The 13,906-nt window shown below is 48.5% G+C and carries 16 protein-coding genes and 2 pseudogenes; 13 read left to right on the forward strand and 5 right to left on the reverse strand.

Translation table 11 applies throughout. The features are described 5' to 3' along the window. The first annotated feature begins 404 nt into the window (after positions 1-404). The 8 genes and pseudogenes from EKN38_RS24660 (at position 405) to EKN38_RS24700 (ending at position 4,240) form a co-directional block, all read left to right on the forward strand. Positions 405-629 carry a class II holin family protein gene (locus EKN38_RS24660; protein ID WP_050861217.1) on the forward strand — a complete coding sequence of 75 codons (225 nt, stop codon included), beginning with the start codon at positions 405-407 and terminating at the stop codon, positions 627-629. After that, positions 607-1,101, forward strand: coding sequence for a lysozyme (locus EKN38_RS24665; protein WP_126522973.1), 495 nt, complete (start codon positions 607-609; stop codon positions 1,099-1,101). The genes EKN38_RS24660 and EKN38_RS24665 overlap by 23 nt, the downstream gene beginning before the upstream one ends. After that, a complete protein-coding gene (locus tag EKN38_RS24670) occupies positions 1,098-1,559 on the forward strand; it encodes a lysis protein (protein WP_095449126.1) in 462 nt (153 codons plus the stop codon). The genes EKN38_RS24665 and EKN38_RS24670 overlap by 4 nt, the downstream gene beginning before the upstream one ends. A gap of 363 nt (positions 1,560-1,922) precedes the next feature. Beyond that, positions 1,923-2,336, forward strand: a complete 414-nt coding sequence (locus EKN38_RS24675) for an Ivy family c-type lysozyme inhibitor (protein WP_126522975.1) — start codon at positions 1,923-1,925, stop codon at positions 2,334-2,336. A gap of 452 nt (positions 2,337-2,788) precedes the next feature. Continuing rightward, positions 2,789-3,004, forward strand: a pseudogene (locus EKN38_RS24685) (terminase small subunit); the annotation flags it as partial. 2 nt (positions 3,005-3,006) lie between these two features. Then, positions 3,007-3,078, forward strand: a pseudogene (locus EKN38_RS24690) (lysozyme); the annotation flags it as partial. Between the two features lie 47 nt (positions 3,079-3,125). Further along, positions 3,126-3,587 (forward strand): lysis system i-spanin subunit Rz, encoded by a 462-nt coding sequence (locus tag EKN38_RS24695; RefSeq protein WP_126522977.1) that lies wholly within the window; start codon positions 3,126-3,128, stop codon positions 3,585-3,587. Positions 3,588-3,658: 71 nt separating this feature from the next. Next, positions 3,659-4,240, forward strand: a complete 582-nt coding sequence (locus tag EKN38_RS24700; protein ID WP_126522979.1) for a hypothetical protein — start codon at positions 3,659-3,661, stop codon at positions 4,238-4,240. 74 nt (positions 4,241-4,314) lie between these two features. Here the strand turns inward: EKN38_RS24700 and EKN38_RS24705 are convergent, their stop codons facing one another. Continuing rightward, on the reverse strand, positions 4,315-4,515 hold the full coding sequence (locus EKN38_RS24705) for a hypothetical protein (RefSeq protein WP_126522981.1): 201 nt from the start codon (positions 4,513-4,515) through the stop codon (positions 4,315-4,317). Positions 4,516-4,713: 198 nt separating this feature from the next. Here EKN38_RS24705 and EKN38_RS24710 point away from each other — a divergent pair, with 198 nt between their 5' ends. Together EKN38_RS24710 and EKN38_RS24720 are read left to right on the forward strand one after the other, a co-directional pair. Next, on the forward strand, positions 4,714-5,271 hold the full coding sequence (locus EKN38_RS24710) for a recombinase family protein (RefSeq protein ID WP_126522983.1): 558 nt from the start codon (positions 4,714-4,716) through the stop codon (positions 5,269-5,271). Between the two features lie 341 nt (positions 5,272-5,612). After that, positions 5,613-6,416: a sugar phosphate isomerase/epimerase family protein gene (locus EKN38_RS24720; protein WP_260480585.1), complete on the forward strand. Its 804-nt coding sequence runs from the start codon at positions 5,613-5,615 to the stop codon at positions 6,414-6,416. 49 nt (positions 6,417-6,465) lie between these two features. Here the strand turns inward: EKN38_RS24720 and EKN38_RS24725 are convergent, their stop codons facing one another. Continuing rightward, positions 6,466-7,449 (reverse strand): LysR family transcriptional regulator, encoded by a 984-nt coding sequence (locus tag EKN38_RS24725; RefSeq protein WP_126522987.1) that lies wholly within the window; start codon positions 7,447-7,449, stop codon positions 6,466-6,468. Between the two features lie 107 nt (positions 7,450-7,556). Here EKN38_RS24725 and EKN38_RS24730 point away from each other — a divergent pair, with 107 nt between their 5' ends. The 3 genes from EKN38_RS24730 to EKN38_RS24740 all read left to right on the forward strand — a co-directional run bounded on the left by EKN38_RS24730 (position 7,557) and on the right by EKN38_RS24740 (position 10,936). Next, positions 7,557-8,693 carry a metallophosphoesterase gene (locus tag EKN38_RS24730; RefSeq protein ID WP_126522989.1) on the forward strand — a complete coding sequence of 379 codons (1,137 nt, stop codon included), beginning with the start codon at positions 7,557-7,559 and terminating at the stop codon, positions 8,691-8,693. A gap of 204 nt (positions 8,694-8,897) precedes the next feature. Further along, positions 8,898-10,100, forward strand: a complete 1,203-nt coding sequence (locus EKN38_RS24735) for an MFS transporter (protein WP_126522991.1) — start codon at positions 8,898-8,900, stop codon at positions 10,098-10,100. Beyond that, on the forward strand, positions 10,097-10,936 hold the full coding sequence (locus EKN38_RS24740) for an SDR family oxidoreductase (protein WP_126522993.1): 840 nt from the start codon (positions 10,097-10,099) through the stop codon (positions 10,934-10,936). Before EKN38_RS24735 ends, EKN38_RS24740 begins: the two co-directional genes overlap by 4 nt. A gap of 130 nt (positions 10,937-11,066) precedes the next feature. Here the strand turns inward: EKN38_RS24740 and EKN38_RS24745 are convergent, their stop codons facing one another. From EKN38_RS24745 to EKN38_RS24755, 3 genes are all read right to left on the reverse strand, one after another. Further along, positions 11,067-11,870 (reverse strand): SDR family oxidoreductase, encoded by an 804-nt coding sequence (locus EKN38_RS24745; RefSeq protein ID WP_126522995.1) that lies wholly within the window; start codon positions 11,868-11,870, stop codon positions 11,067-11,069. A gap of 56 nt (positions 11,871-11,926) precedes the next feature. Continuing rightward, on the reverse strand, positions 11,927-12,811 hold the full coding sequence (locus EKN38_RS24750) for an NAD(P)-dependent oxidoreductase (protein WP_126522997.1): 885 nt from the start codon (positions 12,809-12,811) through the stop codon (positions 11,927-11,929). Positions 12,812-13,033: 222 nt separating this feature from the next. After that, on the reverse strand, positions 13,034-13,705 hold the full coding sequence (locus tag EKN38_RS24755) for an SOS response-associated peptidase (protein ID WP_126522999.1): 672 nt from the start codon (positions 13,703-13,705) through the stop codon (positions 13,034-13,036). Positions 13,706-13,906 lie beyond the last annotated feature (201 nt).

A 13,906-nucleotide genomic window follows, 5' to 3' on the forward strand; every position in this document is an offset into this window, starting at 1 on the left:
AGATTGCGTATACCGCCGAGTCCTTAGCGATTAATGAGTAATTTAGGTTAAGTGTTTCAAGGTTAATTGCATTGGCTGTACTCGATCCTACAAATCCAGAGCCAAAAACAACCAGAAACACATAAAATGATGCTGTTATGAGCTTTAAAATTAGCCGAATGTATTTCACGATGAATACCTGATGATTGATGTCATCTTTTTACACAAAAACAACGTGTTTAGCTAGCTTATGGCTTGGGATGTTCTGACTAGGCCTCTTGATCCTCACACCGCCAATCTTCCCGGACTCTACCCGGATATTTAATTCAGGCCACAGTTAATCACGTTCAAATACCCCTTAGATATTTAGTCTGATGGCCTTTCAAATTCCTTTGAAAAGCACCCGCTCAAAGCGAGGTGAGAGTATGTATCGCATGGACAAACTAACCACCGGTGCTGCATATGGCGCTTCAGCCGGTAGCATCCTCAACGGCGTGTTGAATGCCTACAGTCCCGAGCAATGGAATGCTATTGGCGTGCTGGTGGGCATCATTGTCGCCGTACTCACGTACCTAACGAATCTCTATTTCAAGATTCGCGAAGACAACCGCCGCAGCAGGAGCCGAGATGAATACGACACTCAGAAATAAGCTGGTTGGTGCCATAGTTGGCGGATCCGGAGCAATCACAATTGCTGCTGTTATGCTGGGCAATGCGGATGGTCTTGAAGGACGTCGGTATTACGCTTATCAGGATGTTGTCGGCGTCTGGACTGTATGTGACGGTCACACAGGTGCAGACGTTCGCCGCGGTCACCGATACACCGATAAGGAATGTGACGCCTTGCTGGAATCAGATCTGCGTAAGGTGGCAAATGCTATCGACCCGCTAATTAAGGTTAATATTCCTAAGCCTACCCAGGCTGCGCTTTACTTCTTCACTTACAACGTGGGAACTGGAGCGTTTAGCAGATCGACGCTGCTGAAGAAACTGAATGCCGGTGATATTCCGGGTGCATGCAACGAACTGCAGCGTTGGACGTATGCCGGTGGAAAACAGTGGAAGGGGCTGATCACCCGTCGTGAGATTGAGCGGGAAGTTTGCGAGTGGGGCCAGAAATGAGCCGTTTAACAGCCATCATCTGCGCTGTCTTTATCTGTCTGCTGGGTTTCATGGCCTGGGCGGTTAACCACTACCGCGACAACGCCATCGCTTATAAAGACCAGCGCGATAAAGCCACTGAGAAACTCAGCCTGGCGAACGCCACCATCAAAGACATGCAGACCCGTCAGCGAGATGTCGCTGCACTGGATGCCAAATACACGAAGGAATTAGCTGATGCGAAATCTCAGCTTGAAGATCTGCAGCGTTGCGTTAACTCTGGTAAGTGTGGGCTGCACGTCAACGCCAGATGTCCCGCGAACGGAACGGCCGGTGCCAGCGGCGTGGGCGATGCTTCCGGCCCCAGACTTACTGACTCCGCTGAACGGGATTATTTCACCCTCAGAGAAAGAATCGTCACAGTGACAAAGCAGGTCGGATATTTGCAGGACTATATCAAAGAGCAATGTCTGAAATAGAGCCTCATCCGTAAGGTTCTGTCACTATCTCGCTCTTGGACACTAGCATTATCAAAAATTTTAAGCGCAACCTGATAGGTTGGGTGATTCCAAAAAAAAGCCCTCGCAAGGAGAGCTAAAGGAGTCTCAGTTTCACTTGCTCTTTTTATCGATGATTCCCTGGAGTTGGCATTCTCCGCATCAGAGTCCTGAACAGTCTGGCAGTCAGGCAGTAATCAACAAGCATAAGCGCTAGTGATTAAGATAATCCTTACCTAATCATTTGGGCCGGGCAGTAACATCAAATGCTCTGATTATCCATAGGGCTGACATAGCGACTGTAAAGGTATAGAGTTGAGCTGTCTTTATGGAATGAGGATTAACATGAAAGGTAAAGTGATTATCGCTGCTATGGCTTTGGTTTCGTTCAGCGCTGTTGCTGAGGAAGGGCAGTATCTTTCTGACTTCGCCAGTGCAAAAAGCACGTCTAAGAGCTACTCCCAACTGATAAGTCAAAATAAACTACCTGCATGGGTAAAAAGTGGTGGCACGAGCACGCCTTCAACCGAAGTTATAGTTGCAGGTAAAAAGTATATTGCACTGTCAGGGTGTAAACCTCATAGTTGTCCAGAACAGAATATTGCTGTTCTCTACTCACCTGATAACGGTGATATCCATGGTGTGTTTTCTGATTTCAATGCAGAAAAGAACCAAGAGACATTGACCTGGTTAAACCTGGATTCGATTGATTCTGATGCGATGAAAAATGCGCTTTTCAATCGGCTTTACGGCAATTAAATAACCCAAGCTTCAAACTGAAATCCACCAGTTTGAAGCTTCAATACACGAATCAATCGTCTCACAGGATGTTGGTCGCTCACATCGCACCCTCATTCCGCTTAACTTTAGCAATGAATTCCTCTGTGATTGATAGACCCGCTATGATTTCCGAATTTAAGACGGAAGCACCAAATTTGCTTACAAGATCCAGAAGAGTTTCATATGTCTGAATCAGTTCCATTAGATCGGAAATCACTAATTGATCATGCTCAGTGCGCAAATGAGATCGGGCAGAGGCTTGATGCACTATCCACTCGAGATTGGCCTTGATTTTCTGTACGTCATCGTAGTTATACATATTTCATAAGCTTAAATCCTCATTTCAAGATTTCTTTGAGAAAAAATACTTCATTGCTTCAAATACTGAAGCTGTGAGTGACGTCTAAAGTTCATTCAGTTTAGAGGTAACAATGGCTAAGCCGGACTGGGGCGAGCTGCAGAAGCGGTTCCTGTCTGATCACGCTGCTACTGGCATATCCCCTAAGGAATGGTGCGAGACACATAACCTTAATTATGTAACTGCTCGTCGCTATATCAAGAAAACTGCTACGCAAAATACAAAAATTTACCCGCGAAAGATAGCACGCACTGCGCAGAAAGATAAAAGCGCTGATGAGCTGGTGGACATGGGAACCTGAAAGGCGTATGCGATCAGCTGCGGCGCTGGACTCATGCTGGAGGCAAACAGTGGAAAGGGTGAGTAACGCGCCGGGAGGTTGAGCGCGAAGTCTGCATGTGGGACCAGAAATGAGCCGATTAACCGCAATCATCTGCGTTGTCGTTTTCTGTCTGCTGGTTTCCATGGCTTGGGCGATTAACCACTACCGCGGCAACACCATCATCTACAAAGGGCAGCGCGATAAAGCTAGCGAACAACTGAGCCTGGCGAGCGCAACCATCAAAGATATGCAGGCCCAGCAGCGTGATGTCGCTGCACTGGATGCTAAATACACGAAGGAATTAGCCGATGCGAAATCTCAGCTTGAAGATCTTCAGCGTTGCGTTAGCACTGGTAAGTGTGGGCTGCACCTCAACGCCAGATGTCTCGCGAACGGAACGGTCGGCGCCAGCAGCATGGGCGATGCTTCCGGCCCCCGACTTACTGACTCCGCTGAACGGGATTATTTCACCCTCAGAGAACGAATCGTCACAGTGACGAAGCAGGTTGGCTATCTGCAGGATTACATCAGCACCCAGTGCTTGGAATAAAAATTTTTCCTAAATTGCCACATTTGGATGTATTGTAGACTTAGTTTCCTACAAAATAAGGTGCGGATGAAATGCAACAGTTGCTCAGTGGCATAGATGATTGCCTGTCTAAAGAGAATTGGTTTGGCGCTTTATTCATAGCAATCTCCCTTCCTGATATTTGCGGTGCGACAGAGGACAAAATCAAAGGGAATGGTGCGAGATACAAAGACTGGTTTAATCGTTATCTCAAGCCAAGGTATAACGCGGATAACATGTATGAATATTTAAATCTTACCAATCCTTCGATGCTTCAGGGCATGCCTGAAGAAATGAAAGATAGCTTTAGGGCTAGACTTCCCATTGTTTCATTCAGCGCAGATGACTGTTGGAGTTTAAGGAATGCATGTTTGCACGAAGGTGTTGATGAAACAAAATTAAGGAAGTTTAAAATAACTATCCCGGCGCGAGAGAACCTGCATACCCATATGAATATTTTCAATGGCGTGCTGCAATTAGATGTTATTGAGTTTTGTAATGACATTGCTGCTGGCGCAAGGAAATGGCTTTTTGATATGCAAAATGAACCTGATGTAATGGCGAAACTTAATAAAATGATGACTATAGATAGTCTTATTTTTGATGGGTTTATAGATTATAAAAATGTCAAATAAACCGCCCGGACGGCGGTTTGTGATTGCCAAGAAATGGACTGAGTCTGCGAAGATGCCATTTACATGAGGTGGGTTTAAGGAAGTAATTCTGTAATTGCCGATTTTATCCCATCCCACACAAAGTCAGGTTGTGGAACTACATTGGGTTTGATTTTGTTAATAAGGTCATCGATTGTATTACCTGTTACTGTGACATCGCCGTTGATCGTATCATTACCAGAAACTTGAGCAACATACTGACCTTTTTCGTTTTTTACCGTGCTTAACCACGGCATTATTAGCATCACTGCTTGCAGGGTTTGGAGGTGATTCTGTACCAATGCCCAAATCACCCACAGAAAGGAGATCACCGGAAGTGCTGAAAGTGTTCCGGGTGGCAGCACTTCCTAAACCGACGTTTTATAGATTGCTCTTGAGCGGCCTGGCCGATAACGTCACCTGATTTTTTCGTACAAAAAAGGTGACTAAAAAACATGCAATATGGGTACGCAAGGGTATCAACTTTTGACCAAAATCTTGAATTACAGTTAGAAGCACTTAATCGATTAGAATGTGACCACATTTTTGAAGATAAAATATCTGGTTCAAAATCAAAACGCCCGGGACTGGATAAAATGATGAAACTGCTACGGCCAGGCGATACCGTTATTGTTTGGAAGCTTGATCGTCTTGGGCGGTCCCTGATCCACCTTGTGGATTTGTTGCGTTATTTCCGTGCGAACAAGATTGAATTTGTTTCAATCACTGAAGGGATAAGAATCAGCACTTCAATAGGCCGTTTCGCATACACCATGCTGAGTGCAGCTGCCGAAATGGAAAGGGAAAATATTATTGAAAGAACGCGTGCAGGGTTAGCTGTGGCGAGGGCAAAGGGGAGAATCGGAGGCAGGCGACCAAAACTTACTCCAGAGCAATGGGCGCAGGCGGGGCGTTTGATCGCAAACGGCGTGGACAGAAAACAGGTTGCGATAATTTATGACGTTGCCGTATGCACGCTTTATAAAAAATTTCCCGCTTCAAAGTCGGCTTAATTTTGCTCACATAGAATTGCGGCCATAAAATTTACAAAACTCATAATTCGAAGCGACGTAGAAAATTAGAAACGAATTGGTGAAGCTTTAATCAGCCATGACAGACCCTGTATCTTGCGTGCATACCCAAATGAAACCACTGTATATAAAAACAGTTTTTGAGGTGTGCATTATGGAGTTTACCAGGCCTACAGAACTGCGAGAAATATAACTTCCAGTGATTTAGTTCACATTTTTATGGATGCTTGTTGTATTAAAAAACTTTCGAATTATATTTTGTAATCGATTACTTTTTAATGAGAACGATAATGATTAAAAACTCGATTTTTTGTGGAGTCCTTATGATGGCAAGCATGGTGGGGTATGCCCGCACCGAAGCGCAGGACGATATTGCTATTCAGATGTACACGCTTAGAAATGTTGGTGATACCGATACACAGTTTGCCATGGCTAAAAAAGCGGGATTTTCACATGTAGAACTTGTCGGTGATCATCACCTGGATTTACCGACAATGCAGGAAACGTTGAAAAAATATCAGCTTAACGTTATTGCATCGCATGTACAGCTATCTGCTCTTGAGAGCGAGCGCGGAAAAATTGTTGCATTTAACAAAGGCATAGGAAACTCTCACCTCGTTGTCCCATGGATTGAGGTTAATGAACGACCTACGACAAAACAGGGATGGATAGATTACGCCAAGAGGCTTGATCGTATGGGGGAGACGTTAAGAAATGAAGGAATGTCGTTGTCTTACCATAATCATAACTTTGAGATGAAGAAGTATGATGATGTGACAGCCCTGGATTTGATTATGATGCACACCCACAAAAATAATCTTAGCCTTGAACTCGATGTGGCATGGGCTGCGCGTGGAGGGCAGGATCCTGCGTCAATAATTGCAACATATTCAGGACGCATCTATGCGATTCATGCAAAAGATAACGCTGCTATCGGGATTCGTGATGACGAAATGAATTTCACTCCGGCAGGTGAAGGTTTGCTGGAATGGCGTTCAATCATTAGTGCGGGTAGAAGCAGTGGGGTTGAGTGGTATATTGTTGAGCATGACGCGCCAAAAGATCCCTGGACTATCATTACGACCTCACGTCATAACCTTGAGAAAATGCTTCAAAAACATCCATAACAGGTTATGAAACTCAGGCTCAGGTGATTTGCAAACCCCCGAGCCTGATTCAGGCTGAAACTGCATGTGTTAGTTCTATTTCTTCTCTCAGAATTTCGATAAGTTCCTTTAATCCTTGGGGAACTTGTCTGTGACCTGGATAGTACAGATACATCGGCTCTTCCAGAGGGGCCCATTCCGGAAGAACAACCCTTAGTCTGCCTTCACGAATGTCATCACGCACCCGGTCTTCTAGGCAGTAAGCAATACCCACGCCAGCTAATGCCATTTCAATTGCCAGCGCCGTTTCGCTCACACAGAGCTGCCCCCTGACGTCAACCACGCGATAGTCTTCTCCTTTACGGAATTCCCATTTGTAGATGACGCCTTGCCCGGTGCGCAGTTGAATGCAGTTATGCAGGCGCAGATCCTCAGGCACGGCAGGGGGAGTATGTTGATAAAGATAGCGTGGCGATGCCACCGCTACCCATCTGAGTTCTCCACCCAGTCGGACTGCAACGAGATCTTCAGGAACGGTTCCGCCAAAGCGGATCCCGGCATCAAATCCTTCCTTGACGATATCTACCATCCTGTCATCAACGCTGATTTCGAGCTCCACTTCAGGATATTTGCTGATAAAGCGTGGAAGATGTCGCGCCATAATGAGGCGGGCACCATCACTCAGCACATTAAGCCTGAGCTTTCCCACGGGCCGATCGCGCATGCGGTTAATTTCCTCAAGCGCGTCACCAATTTCTTTAAATCCTGTTTCAAGGCGCAGTGCCAGGCTTTCGCCCGCTTCGGTCGGAGAGACCGTGCGGCTTGTTCTGTTCAACAACCTGACACCGAGGCGCGTCTCGAGGTTGCGTATGGTATGGCTCAGTGCAGAGGTGGTTATTCCCAGTTCTATGGCGGCCTTGGTAAAACTGCGCCTTTTCTCAGTGATGAGAAATGCGTTGAGCTCAGCAAGATCGCTTCGGGTGAGTGTGGTAGACAGTCTGGAGGACATGGCGTTAAACCGTTGATTAAAATTCAATGCAATGTCAAATGACATTGAATGGAATCGTTCCTGAAGGATGGTAAGTTTAGATTCATTCAACAAAACGTTGCAACCCGACGCCACGGCAAACTAAAAGTTTTTCATTCCCGGGAGATTTCCGCGTGTTTCATATCTGGACCCTCATTCCAGCGCTTTACGTGCTGTTTCGGTTTATCAAGCCGCTTCCCGCCCCGCTTACGGTTAAAATTGCCGTCGCAGGCGCAATGATTCTGGCTTCCGAGTTTCACCTGATCACGAAATTATTTACGGGGAATATGTTTTCTCCAGAGATACCAAAATCGCTGCTGCTGCTTACCACCGGGCTTTTCGGTATGACCGTTTTTATGGCTGTCCTGTTAGTACTGCGTGACCTATTCTGGATACTGCATCGAATGGTATCAGGACGCTGGATGAAATGGCATGCAGCTTGCTGGTTTATCCTGCCTGTTCTGGCGGCCATGCTGACAACGCAGGCCCTGAAAAATGGTACCGGGGTTCCTGAAGTGAAAAAGATAGACATCACGCTCAGGAGCTTGCCCCCCCGTTTTGAAGGCTACCGGATAGTTCAGCTGACGGATTTGCACGCCAGCAGGCTGCTGCCGAGAAGCTGGATACAGGATATTGTTACCCGCACCCGTGAGCTGGATGCGGATATGATTGTGGTTACCGGGGATATGATTGATGGTTGGCCAGAAGCGCGTTTCTCCGACATTGAACCGCTTGCCCAGTTGCGGGCTAAGGACGGCGTTTTTGCCGTCACGGGCAATCATGAATATTACTTTGGCGCTGAAAACTGGATCCTGGCCTTTGAAAAACTGGGCCTGCATTTTCTTAATAATGCCGGTTACCGTGTAAGCCGTGACGGCGACTCGCTGTATCTGTCGGGTGTGACGGATGCCGTTGCGCCAACATACGATCTGCCGGGCCCTGACCTGTCCACAGCTCTGAAGTCTTCCCGCCCGGGTGAAACCGTCATTCTTCTTGACCACAGGCCTGAAAATGCTGTCCAGGCCGCAGAAAGTGGAGTTAGCCTCCAGCTTTCCGGACATACTCACGGCGGTATGATCGCCGGTCTGGACAGGCTGGTCGCACCTGCTAATAACGGTTTTGTGTCCGGGCTCTACGAAGTAGGGGGCCTGAAGCTTTACGTCAGCAACGGTTCCGGTATCTGGAACGGCTTTCCCTTCCGGCTTGGGAAACCCGCCGAAATAACGTTTATCACCCTTCATGGAGAAACAAGCAGCAGAATTGTTGAATAATATTCACCGTTACTGACTATCTGATTCATCAATAACCAAAAGGAAGGGCTTATAGTTTAATTCAGTTCAATATACCACTGCCTGTTGCCGTTCTTTTCGAAACGTTGTGACCCATAAGCTGCACATAGCTGAGAGCCGTTACCCAACAGGTAGCGGTCCTTCTTTTTTGCATCCGGCAGTGAAAGAGATCAGGAGCCATAGTCAATGTCAGAACAAACGCTTTCACGACAGGGTGATCGTATTCATCCGCCTGTGGGTCTTTTCCCCGCCATGCTTGCGCTGGGCGCGGGCGGATTGTGCATCGGAACGGGCGAGTTTTCTCCCATGAGCCTCCTGCCGGATCTTGCGCGTGGAACCGGCGTTTCAATCCCTGCCGCGGGTGGCTATATCAGCGCATACGCTACAGGCGTGGTGGTCGGTGCCCCGGCGATTGCGGTGCTTGGAGCGCGCCTGGCCCGTAAAAACCTACTGCTGATATTGTTAATTATTGCACTTGCAGGTTATGCCCTGAGCGCCCAGGCCATGGGCTTTAAATCCATGCTGGTAGCCCGCTTTATTTCCGGTATGCCTCATGGTGCCTGGTACGGCGTATCCGCGCTCGTGGCGGCCTCAATGGTCTCGCCACAGCACAAAGCCCGGTATATCGGTTACGTTATGCTGGGACTGGCCCTAGCGAACGTTGCCGGCGTTCCGCTTGTTACATGGGCGGGCCAGACGCTGGGCTGGAGGATCTCTTTCTGGGTGGTAGCAGCGGGCCTGGTGCTGACGTCCATAATGATTATGCTTTTTGTTCCGTCTGTGGCGGCCGACAGCTCCGCTTCACCGCTCAAGGAGCTTGGCGCGCTGAAGAGCCCACGAATCCTGGTGACATTTGCCGTCGCTTCAGTCAGTTTTGCCGGAATGTTTGCCGTATACAGCTTTATTAGCCCGGCACTGACGGAAGCTGCCGGATTTTCAGCCTCAGCCGTGCCATGGATCCTTGTTCTCTGGGGGGCCGGCATGATTGCTGGCAACATTATCGGTGGCAGGCTGGCGGACATTGCGCTGATCCCATCAATATTTGGCATCATCGTCTGGAACATCATCTTTCTGGGATTGTTTTCCCTTACGGGAACGCTGCAGACCCCGGTTCTCATCGTACTGTTTATGCTTGGGTGCGGTTTTTCCCTCGTTCCGGCACTTCAGGCGCATATGATGAACATTGCCGGTGAGGCACAGACTCTCGCTTCATCCCTGACGCACAGTGCGTTTAATATTTCGAATGCGCTTGGCGCAGCCGGGGGAGGATTCGTTATCGCTTCAGGAGGAAGCTGGATCTCCACTGGGTGGGTTGGGGCTGCTTTTTCCCTGTTAGCACTTCTTCTTATGTTCTTATCGGTACGCATTACTGACGGGAGTAAATCATGAATAATAAAGTCATCAGTACAGGTAACGTTGCCGTAATAACAGGTGCAGCGAAAGGTATTGGCGCCGCCGCTGCGAGGGAGCTGGCCCGAAAAGGCATGAAGCTTTGCCTATTCGATCGGAACAGGCAGGCGCTTGAGCAGTTGGCTGGCGAACTGGCGACTGAAACGCTGCTTGTTACTGGTGACATAACCCGTCAAGAATACCAGCTGCAGCTCAAAGACACCGTTTACAGCACCTGGGGAAAGGTAAACCTGCTGTTTAACAATGCCGGCGTGAAGATAGCAGCCGGCGCCTGGGATTCCCCCAATCTCTGGCGACAGCAGATGGAGGTCAACCTGTTGTCCATGGTCGCCATGCAGCATATTTTTCTACCAGAAATGTTAAAAATGGGGGAGAAAGGTGCGATCGTAAACCTCGGTTCGAAGGAGGGTATTACTACCCCGCCAGGTTTTGCTGCCTATAACGCCTCAAAGGCAGCCGTAAAGGTACTGACAGAACAGCTGTCCCATCAGCTTCTGAAGGAAACCGGCACCATGCTCACCGCTCATCTTTTGGTCCCGGGCTATACCTGGACCGACATGAACGATCCCGGCATGGACGAGCGCAGCGGCAAAAAGCCCGATGAAGCGTGGACAGCGGCACAGGTCATTGACTATTTCCTCCCACGCTTTGAGCGGGGTGACTTCTATATCATCTGCCCTGACAACGCTGTGACCCGCGAGATGGATGCCAGACGGATTATGTGGGCGGCTCAGGATATGCTGGACAATCGACCGGCCCTGTCGCGCTGGCATCCTGACTGGAAGACGGCTTTTGAACGATGGATAAAAAGCTAATGTGTCATCGGTAGCCTGCTCTGGGGCAGGTTGCCTAAAAGATGAAATGAGGCTAACAGCAACCATGCTTTTGGCATTGGAATTATGCTGCTGAAAGAGGCGCTAGGCTGATGCCCGGCGCCGTGCGGATTTACTTTTTTGTGGCCGAATCGGGTTCAGAAATTATTCGGTGACGCTGAGCCTTGTGTGACTCACTCATCATTCTGTTCATCACCTCGCCCTCATACTCAGCATACTCACTGCCATAGACAAATTCGTGTCCTGTCATCAGGGCATACCAGGCACGTTTTGCCACTTCTTTGGGATCGTCCTTTTTCATCGAACCTACGGTCGTGCTGGCTTGTCCTGCATTTTTGAAAAAATTGGTCTCCGTTGCCCCAGGCATCAGAAGCGTCATTGATAAACCGCTCCCCATCAGCTCGTTACGTATGGCGTAAAAAAAGGAGTTGACGAAAGCCTTTGACGCCCCGTAAACCGCTTCGAAAGGTATAGGCGCCGAGCCGGAAAGCGACGAAGTGATAAGAACGTACCCGTTACCCTGCTCAACGAGCCGCGGGATAAATATTTTAGAAAGATGTATCACAGCATCAACGTTGAGCCGGATTAATCTAATCTCTTTTTCAAGATCGGTACCGTCGATAAACGCGCCGCCGAGTCCCTGGCCGGCGTTGATGACCAGTGCATTAGGGGCTAAACCGGCCTCATCCATTCTGACCTGCAGGTCTGTTATCTGGTCATACTCACTCAGGTCAGCACTGAACGCGTGTACGTTAACTGAAAAACGTTTTTGCAGGTTTTGACCCGCGGCTGAAAGTTTTTTTTCATCCCTGGCGACGATGACAAGATCGTATCCGTTATCTGCAAATTCTTCAGCAAGTGCAAGGCCGATACCGTTGCTCGAGCCAGTAATCAGAGCCAGTTTTTTCTCACTCATATGATTCTCCGGTTAAAGAGGGTAACCGACCCTGTGCAGGCCGGTAGCAATGATCATCACACGCTATCGGTCCAGCGGTGCGACGGGCGGTATCCCAGGACGCGCATTGCCTTTTCGCTGCTGAGTACTGACTCATTACCTGCAAAAATTTTACGCTGTTCAACTCCTGGATAGTAGCGGTCCAGAAGCTCCTGTGTGGGGGTTCGCATGCAGGTCACATCGCTGGTAATAAAGAACTCATCTTTACCCCTGACATCATATTCGACAGCTTTCTCAATCGCCTGGGCAACATCCCGGACGTCAACATAAGTCCACATATTCCATTGCCTTACGGCAGGATCGTTCTGCCAGCTTTCAAACTGCGCGTATTCTTCAGGCGCCATAACATTAGAAAGCCGCAGGCAGGTAATGCGCATGTCAGCGTTATTGAGACAGAACTGACGTGCCATCTCTTCACCCAGCACTTTAGTAAGCGCGTAAATGCTTATTCCCCGGGTCGGGTAATGCTCATCCACCGGAACATAGGGGACATCCCACCGGTCGTAAGGCACGCCAGTAGGGACTTCGCTTGATGACCAGATGATATTTTTAATCCCCAGGCGCCTGGATGCCTCAAACACGTTGAAGGTAGCCAGCATATTATTTCTGAACTCGTCAGAATCGGGGATCATTCGGGGGTGAGGAATACTGGCAAGGTGAACCACGGCATCGAAGGCTGCAGATTCAGGTCGTGAATAAACGTCTTCCCCGACGGAGGAAAGTGCGTCGAGCGTTGCACCAAAATCCTCTAAATCCGAAATCATCGCGGGATGGGCATCGGTTAAGGGTTCTTTTTTATCGATGAGAAACAGTTTATAACCCGCTTTCTCAAGCCACTCTACTGTAACCCTACCAATTTTCCCTGAAGCACCGGTAATGGCTATACGTTTTTTATCTGACATACTTCGTCCTTATGGTTGAGGTGCAAATCAACCATAAGTTTTGTCGACAAAAAACAATATGTGATGAGAAAGACTAAAAGCTTCTGTTAATTCAATTCATCAATCGAAGTTTGTTTGTAGAACAGGCGGAATCCGTTAAGTGATAAGCTTGCTTACACTGAAGCTCCATAAATGAATGTCTACTTATCGCTCATTTCAGACGTGCCTAGTCTCTTTTACTTTTCATTGCACTGCCTCGATTAGCTCCGGCCCCTGGCTCTTCACATTCCCCACGGCACGCGTCACGGCGTGCCAGATAAACTTGTCGGCTGGCACAACGCCGTCGGCAGCTATCTCTTCAGCTTCTTTCCCTCCTATATCCTGTCTCATCCATTCGCGTGCCGCTTCCGGAGACAGAACCAGTGGCCTACGGTCGTGAATGTCGACCAGGCCTTTATCAGCTGCGGACGTTACGATGAGGAAACCTTCAGCCTCATCGCCGCGCTCGAATGGCGTACTGCCGATCGCCGCCATAAATATTGGCAGGCCGTCGGCGCGGTGAATGAAGTAGGGCTGTTTCTTATCACTTTCCTTTTTCCATTCGAACCATCCATCTGCAAAGCAGATCGCCCGACCATGCTGCCACAAAGGTTTAAACATTCGACTGGTGGCCGCAGTTTCGACGCGCGCGTTAATCAGTGGCGGCTTATCCCACCACCCAGGCGCGTACCCCCAGAATACCGGATCGAGGTGCAGTTGTTCGTCGCGTTCACTCAACAGCAGGACTTTAGTACCGGGAGCCACGTTGTACCGACCAATAGGTTCAGGGTCATAGGCAATGTCACGATCAGCTCTGTCGGCCAGGTAAGCCAGATACTCTTCACGGGTTTGAGCTTGTGCAAAACGTCCGCACATGATTACCTCCAGTCGTCAAACTGAAAGTATAGAAGAAACGAAGAGGGGCGGAATCGATAGCTCCAACAGCCCATGTTTCGATTGAGACTGTTGGAGCAAATAAAACAATGTGTACAAAATTGCGTATTAAAACTCAAGATCGATAGTAGATTTATTAACTATCACATTGATTTTAAATGAAAAGCAATGCAGTCCTATAGC

The organism is Enterobacter sp. WCHEn045836 (assembly GCF_003965585.1).
GTDB classification, from domain to species: domain Bacteria; phylum Pseudomonadota; class Gammaproteobacteria; order Enterobacterales; family Enterobacteriaceae; genus Enterobacter; species Enterobacter dissolvens.

Bases quoted from the DNA above. Each gene is read 5' to 3' on its own strand.
- EKN38_RS24735 (WP_126522991.1), top strand. From the start codon at position 8,898: ATGTCAGAACAAACGCTTTCACGACAGGGTGATCGTATTCATCCGCCT.
- EKN38_RS24700 (WP_126522979.1), top strand. From the start codon at position 3,659: ATGCAACAGTTGCTCAGTGGCATAGATGATTGCCTGTCTAAAGAGAAT.
- EKN38_RS24665 (WP_126522973.1), top strand. From the start codon at position 607: ATGAATACGACACTCAGAAATAAGCTGGTTGGTGCCATAGTTGGCGGA.
- EKN38_RS24745 (WP_126522995.1), bottom strand. From the start codon at position 11,870: ATGAGTGAGAAAAAACTGGCTCTGATTACTGGCTCGAGCAACGGTATC.
- EKN38_RS24660 (WP_050861217.1), top strand. From the start codon at position 405: ATGTATCGCATGGACAAACTAACCACCGGTGCTGCATATGGCGCTTCA.
- EKN38_RS24705 (WP_126522981.1), bottom strand. From the start codon at position 4,515: ATGCCGTGGTTAAGCACGGTAAAAAACGAAAAAGGTCAGTATGTTGCT.
- EKN38_RS24725 (WP_126522987.1), bottom strand. From the start codon at position 7,449: ATGTCATTTGACATTGCATTGAATTTTAATCAACGGTTTAACGCCATG.
- EKN38_RS24740 (WP_126522993.1), top strand. From the start codon at position 10,097: ATGAATAATAAAGTCATCAGTACAGGTAACGTTGCCGTAATAACAGGT.
- EKN38_RS24755 (WP_126522999.1), bottom strand. From the start codon at position 13,705: ATGTGCGGACGTTTTGCACAAGCTCAAACCCGTGAAGAGTATCTGGCT.
- EKN38_RS24720 (WP_260480585.1), top strand. From the start codon at position 5,613: ATGATGGCAAGCATGGTGGGGTATGCCCGCACCGAAGCGCAGGACGAT.
- EKN38_RS24670 (WP_095449126.1), top strand. From the start codon at position 1,098: ATGAGCCGTTTAACAGCCATCATCTGCGCTGTCTTTATCTGTCTGCTG.
- EKN38_RS24750 (WP_126522997.1), bottom strand. From the start codon at position 12,811: ATGTCAGATAAAAAACGTATAGCCATTACCGGTGCTTCAGGGAAAATT.
- EKN38_RS24675 (WP_126522975.1), top strand. From the start codon at position 1,923: ATGAAAGGTAAAGTGATTATCGCTGCTATGGCTTTGGTTTCGTTCAGC.
- EKN38_RS24695 (WP_126522977.1), top strand. From the start codon at position 3,126: ATGAGCCGATTAACCGCAATCATCTGCGTTGTCGTTTTCTGTCTGCTG.
- EKN38_RS24710 (WP_126522983.1), top strand. From the start codon at position 4,714: ATGCAATATGGGTACGCAAGGGTATCAACTTTTGACCAAAATCTTGAA.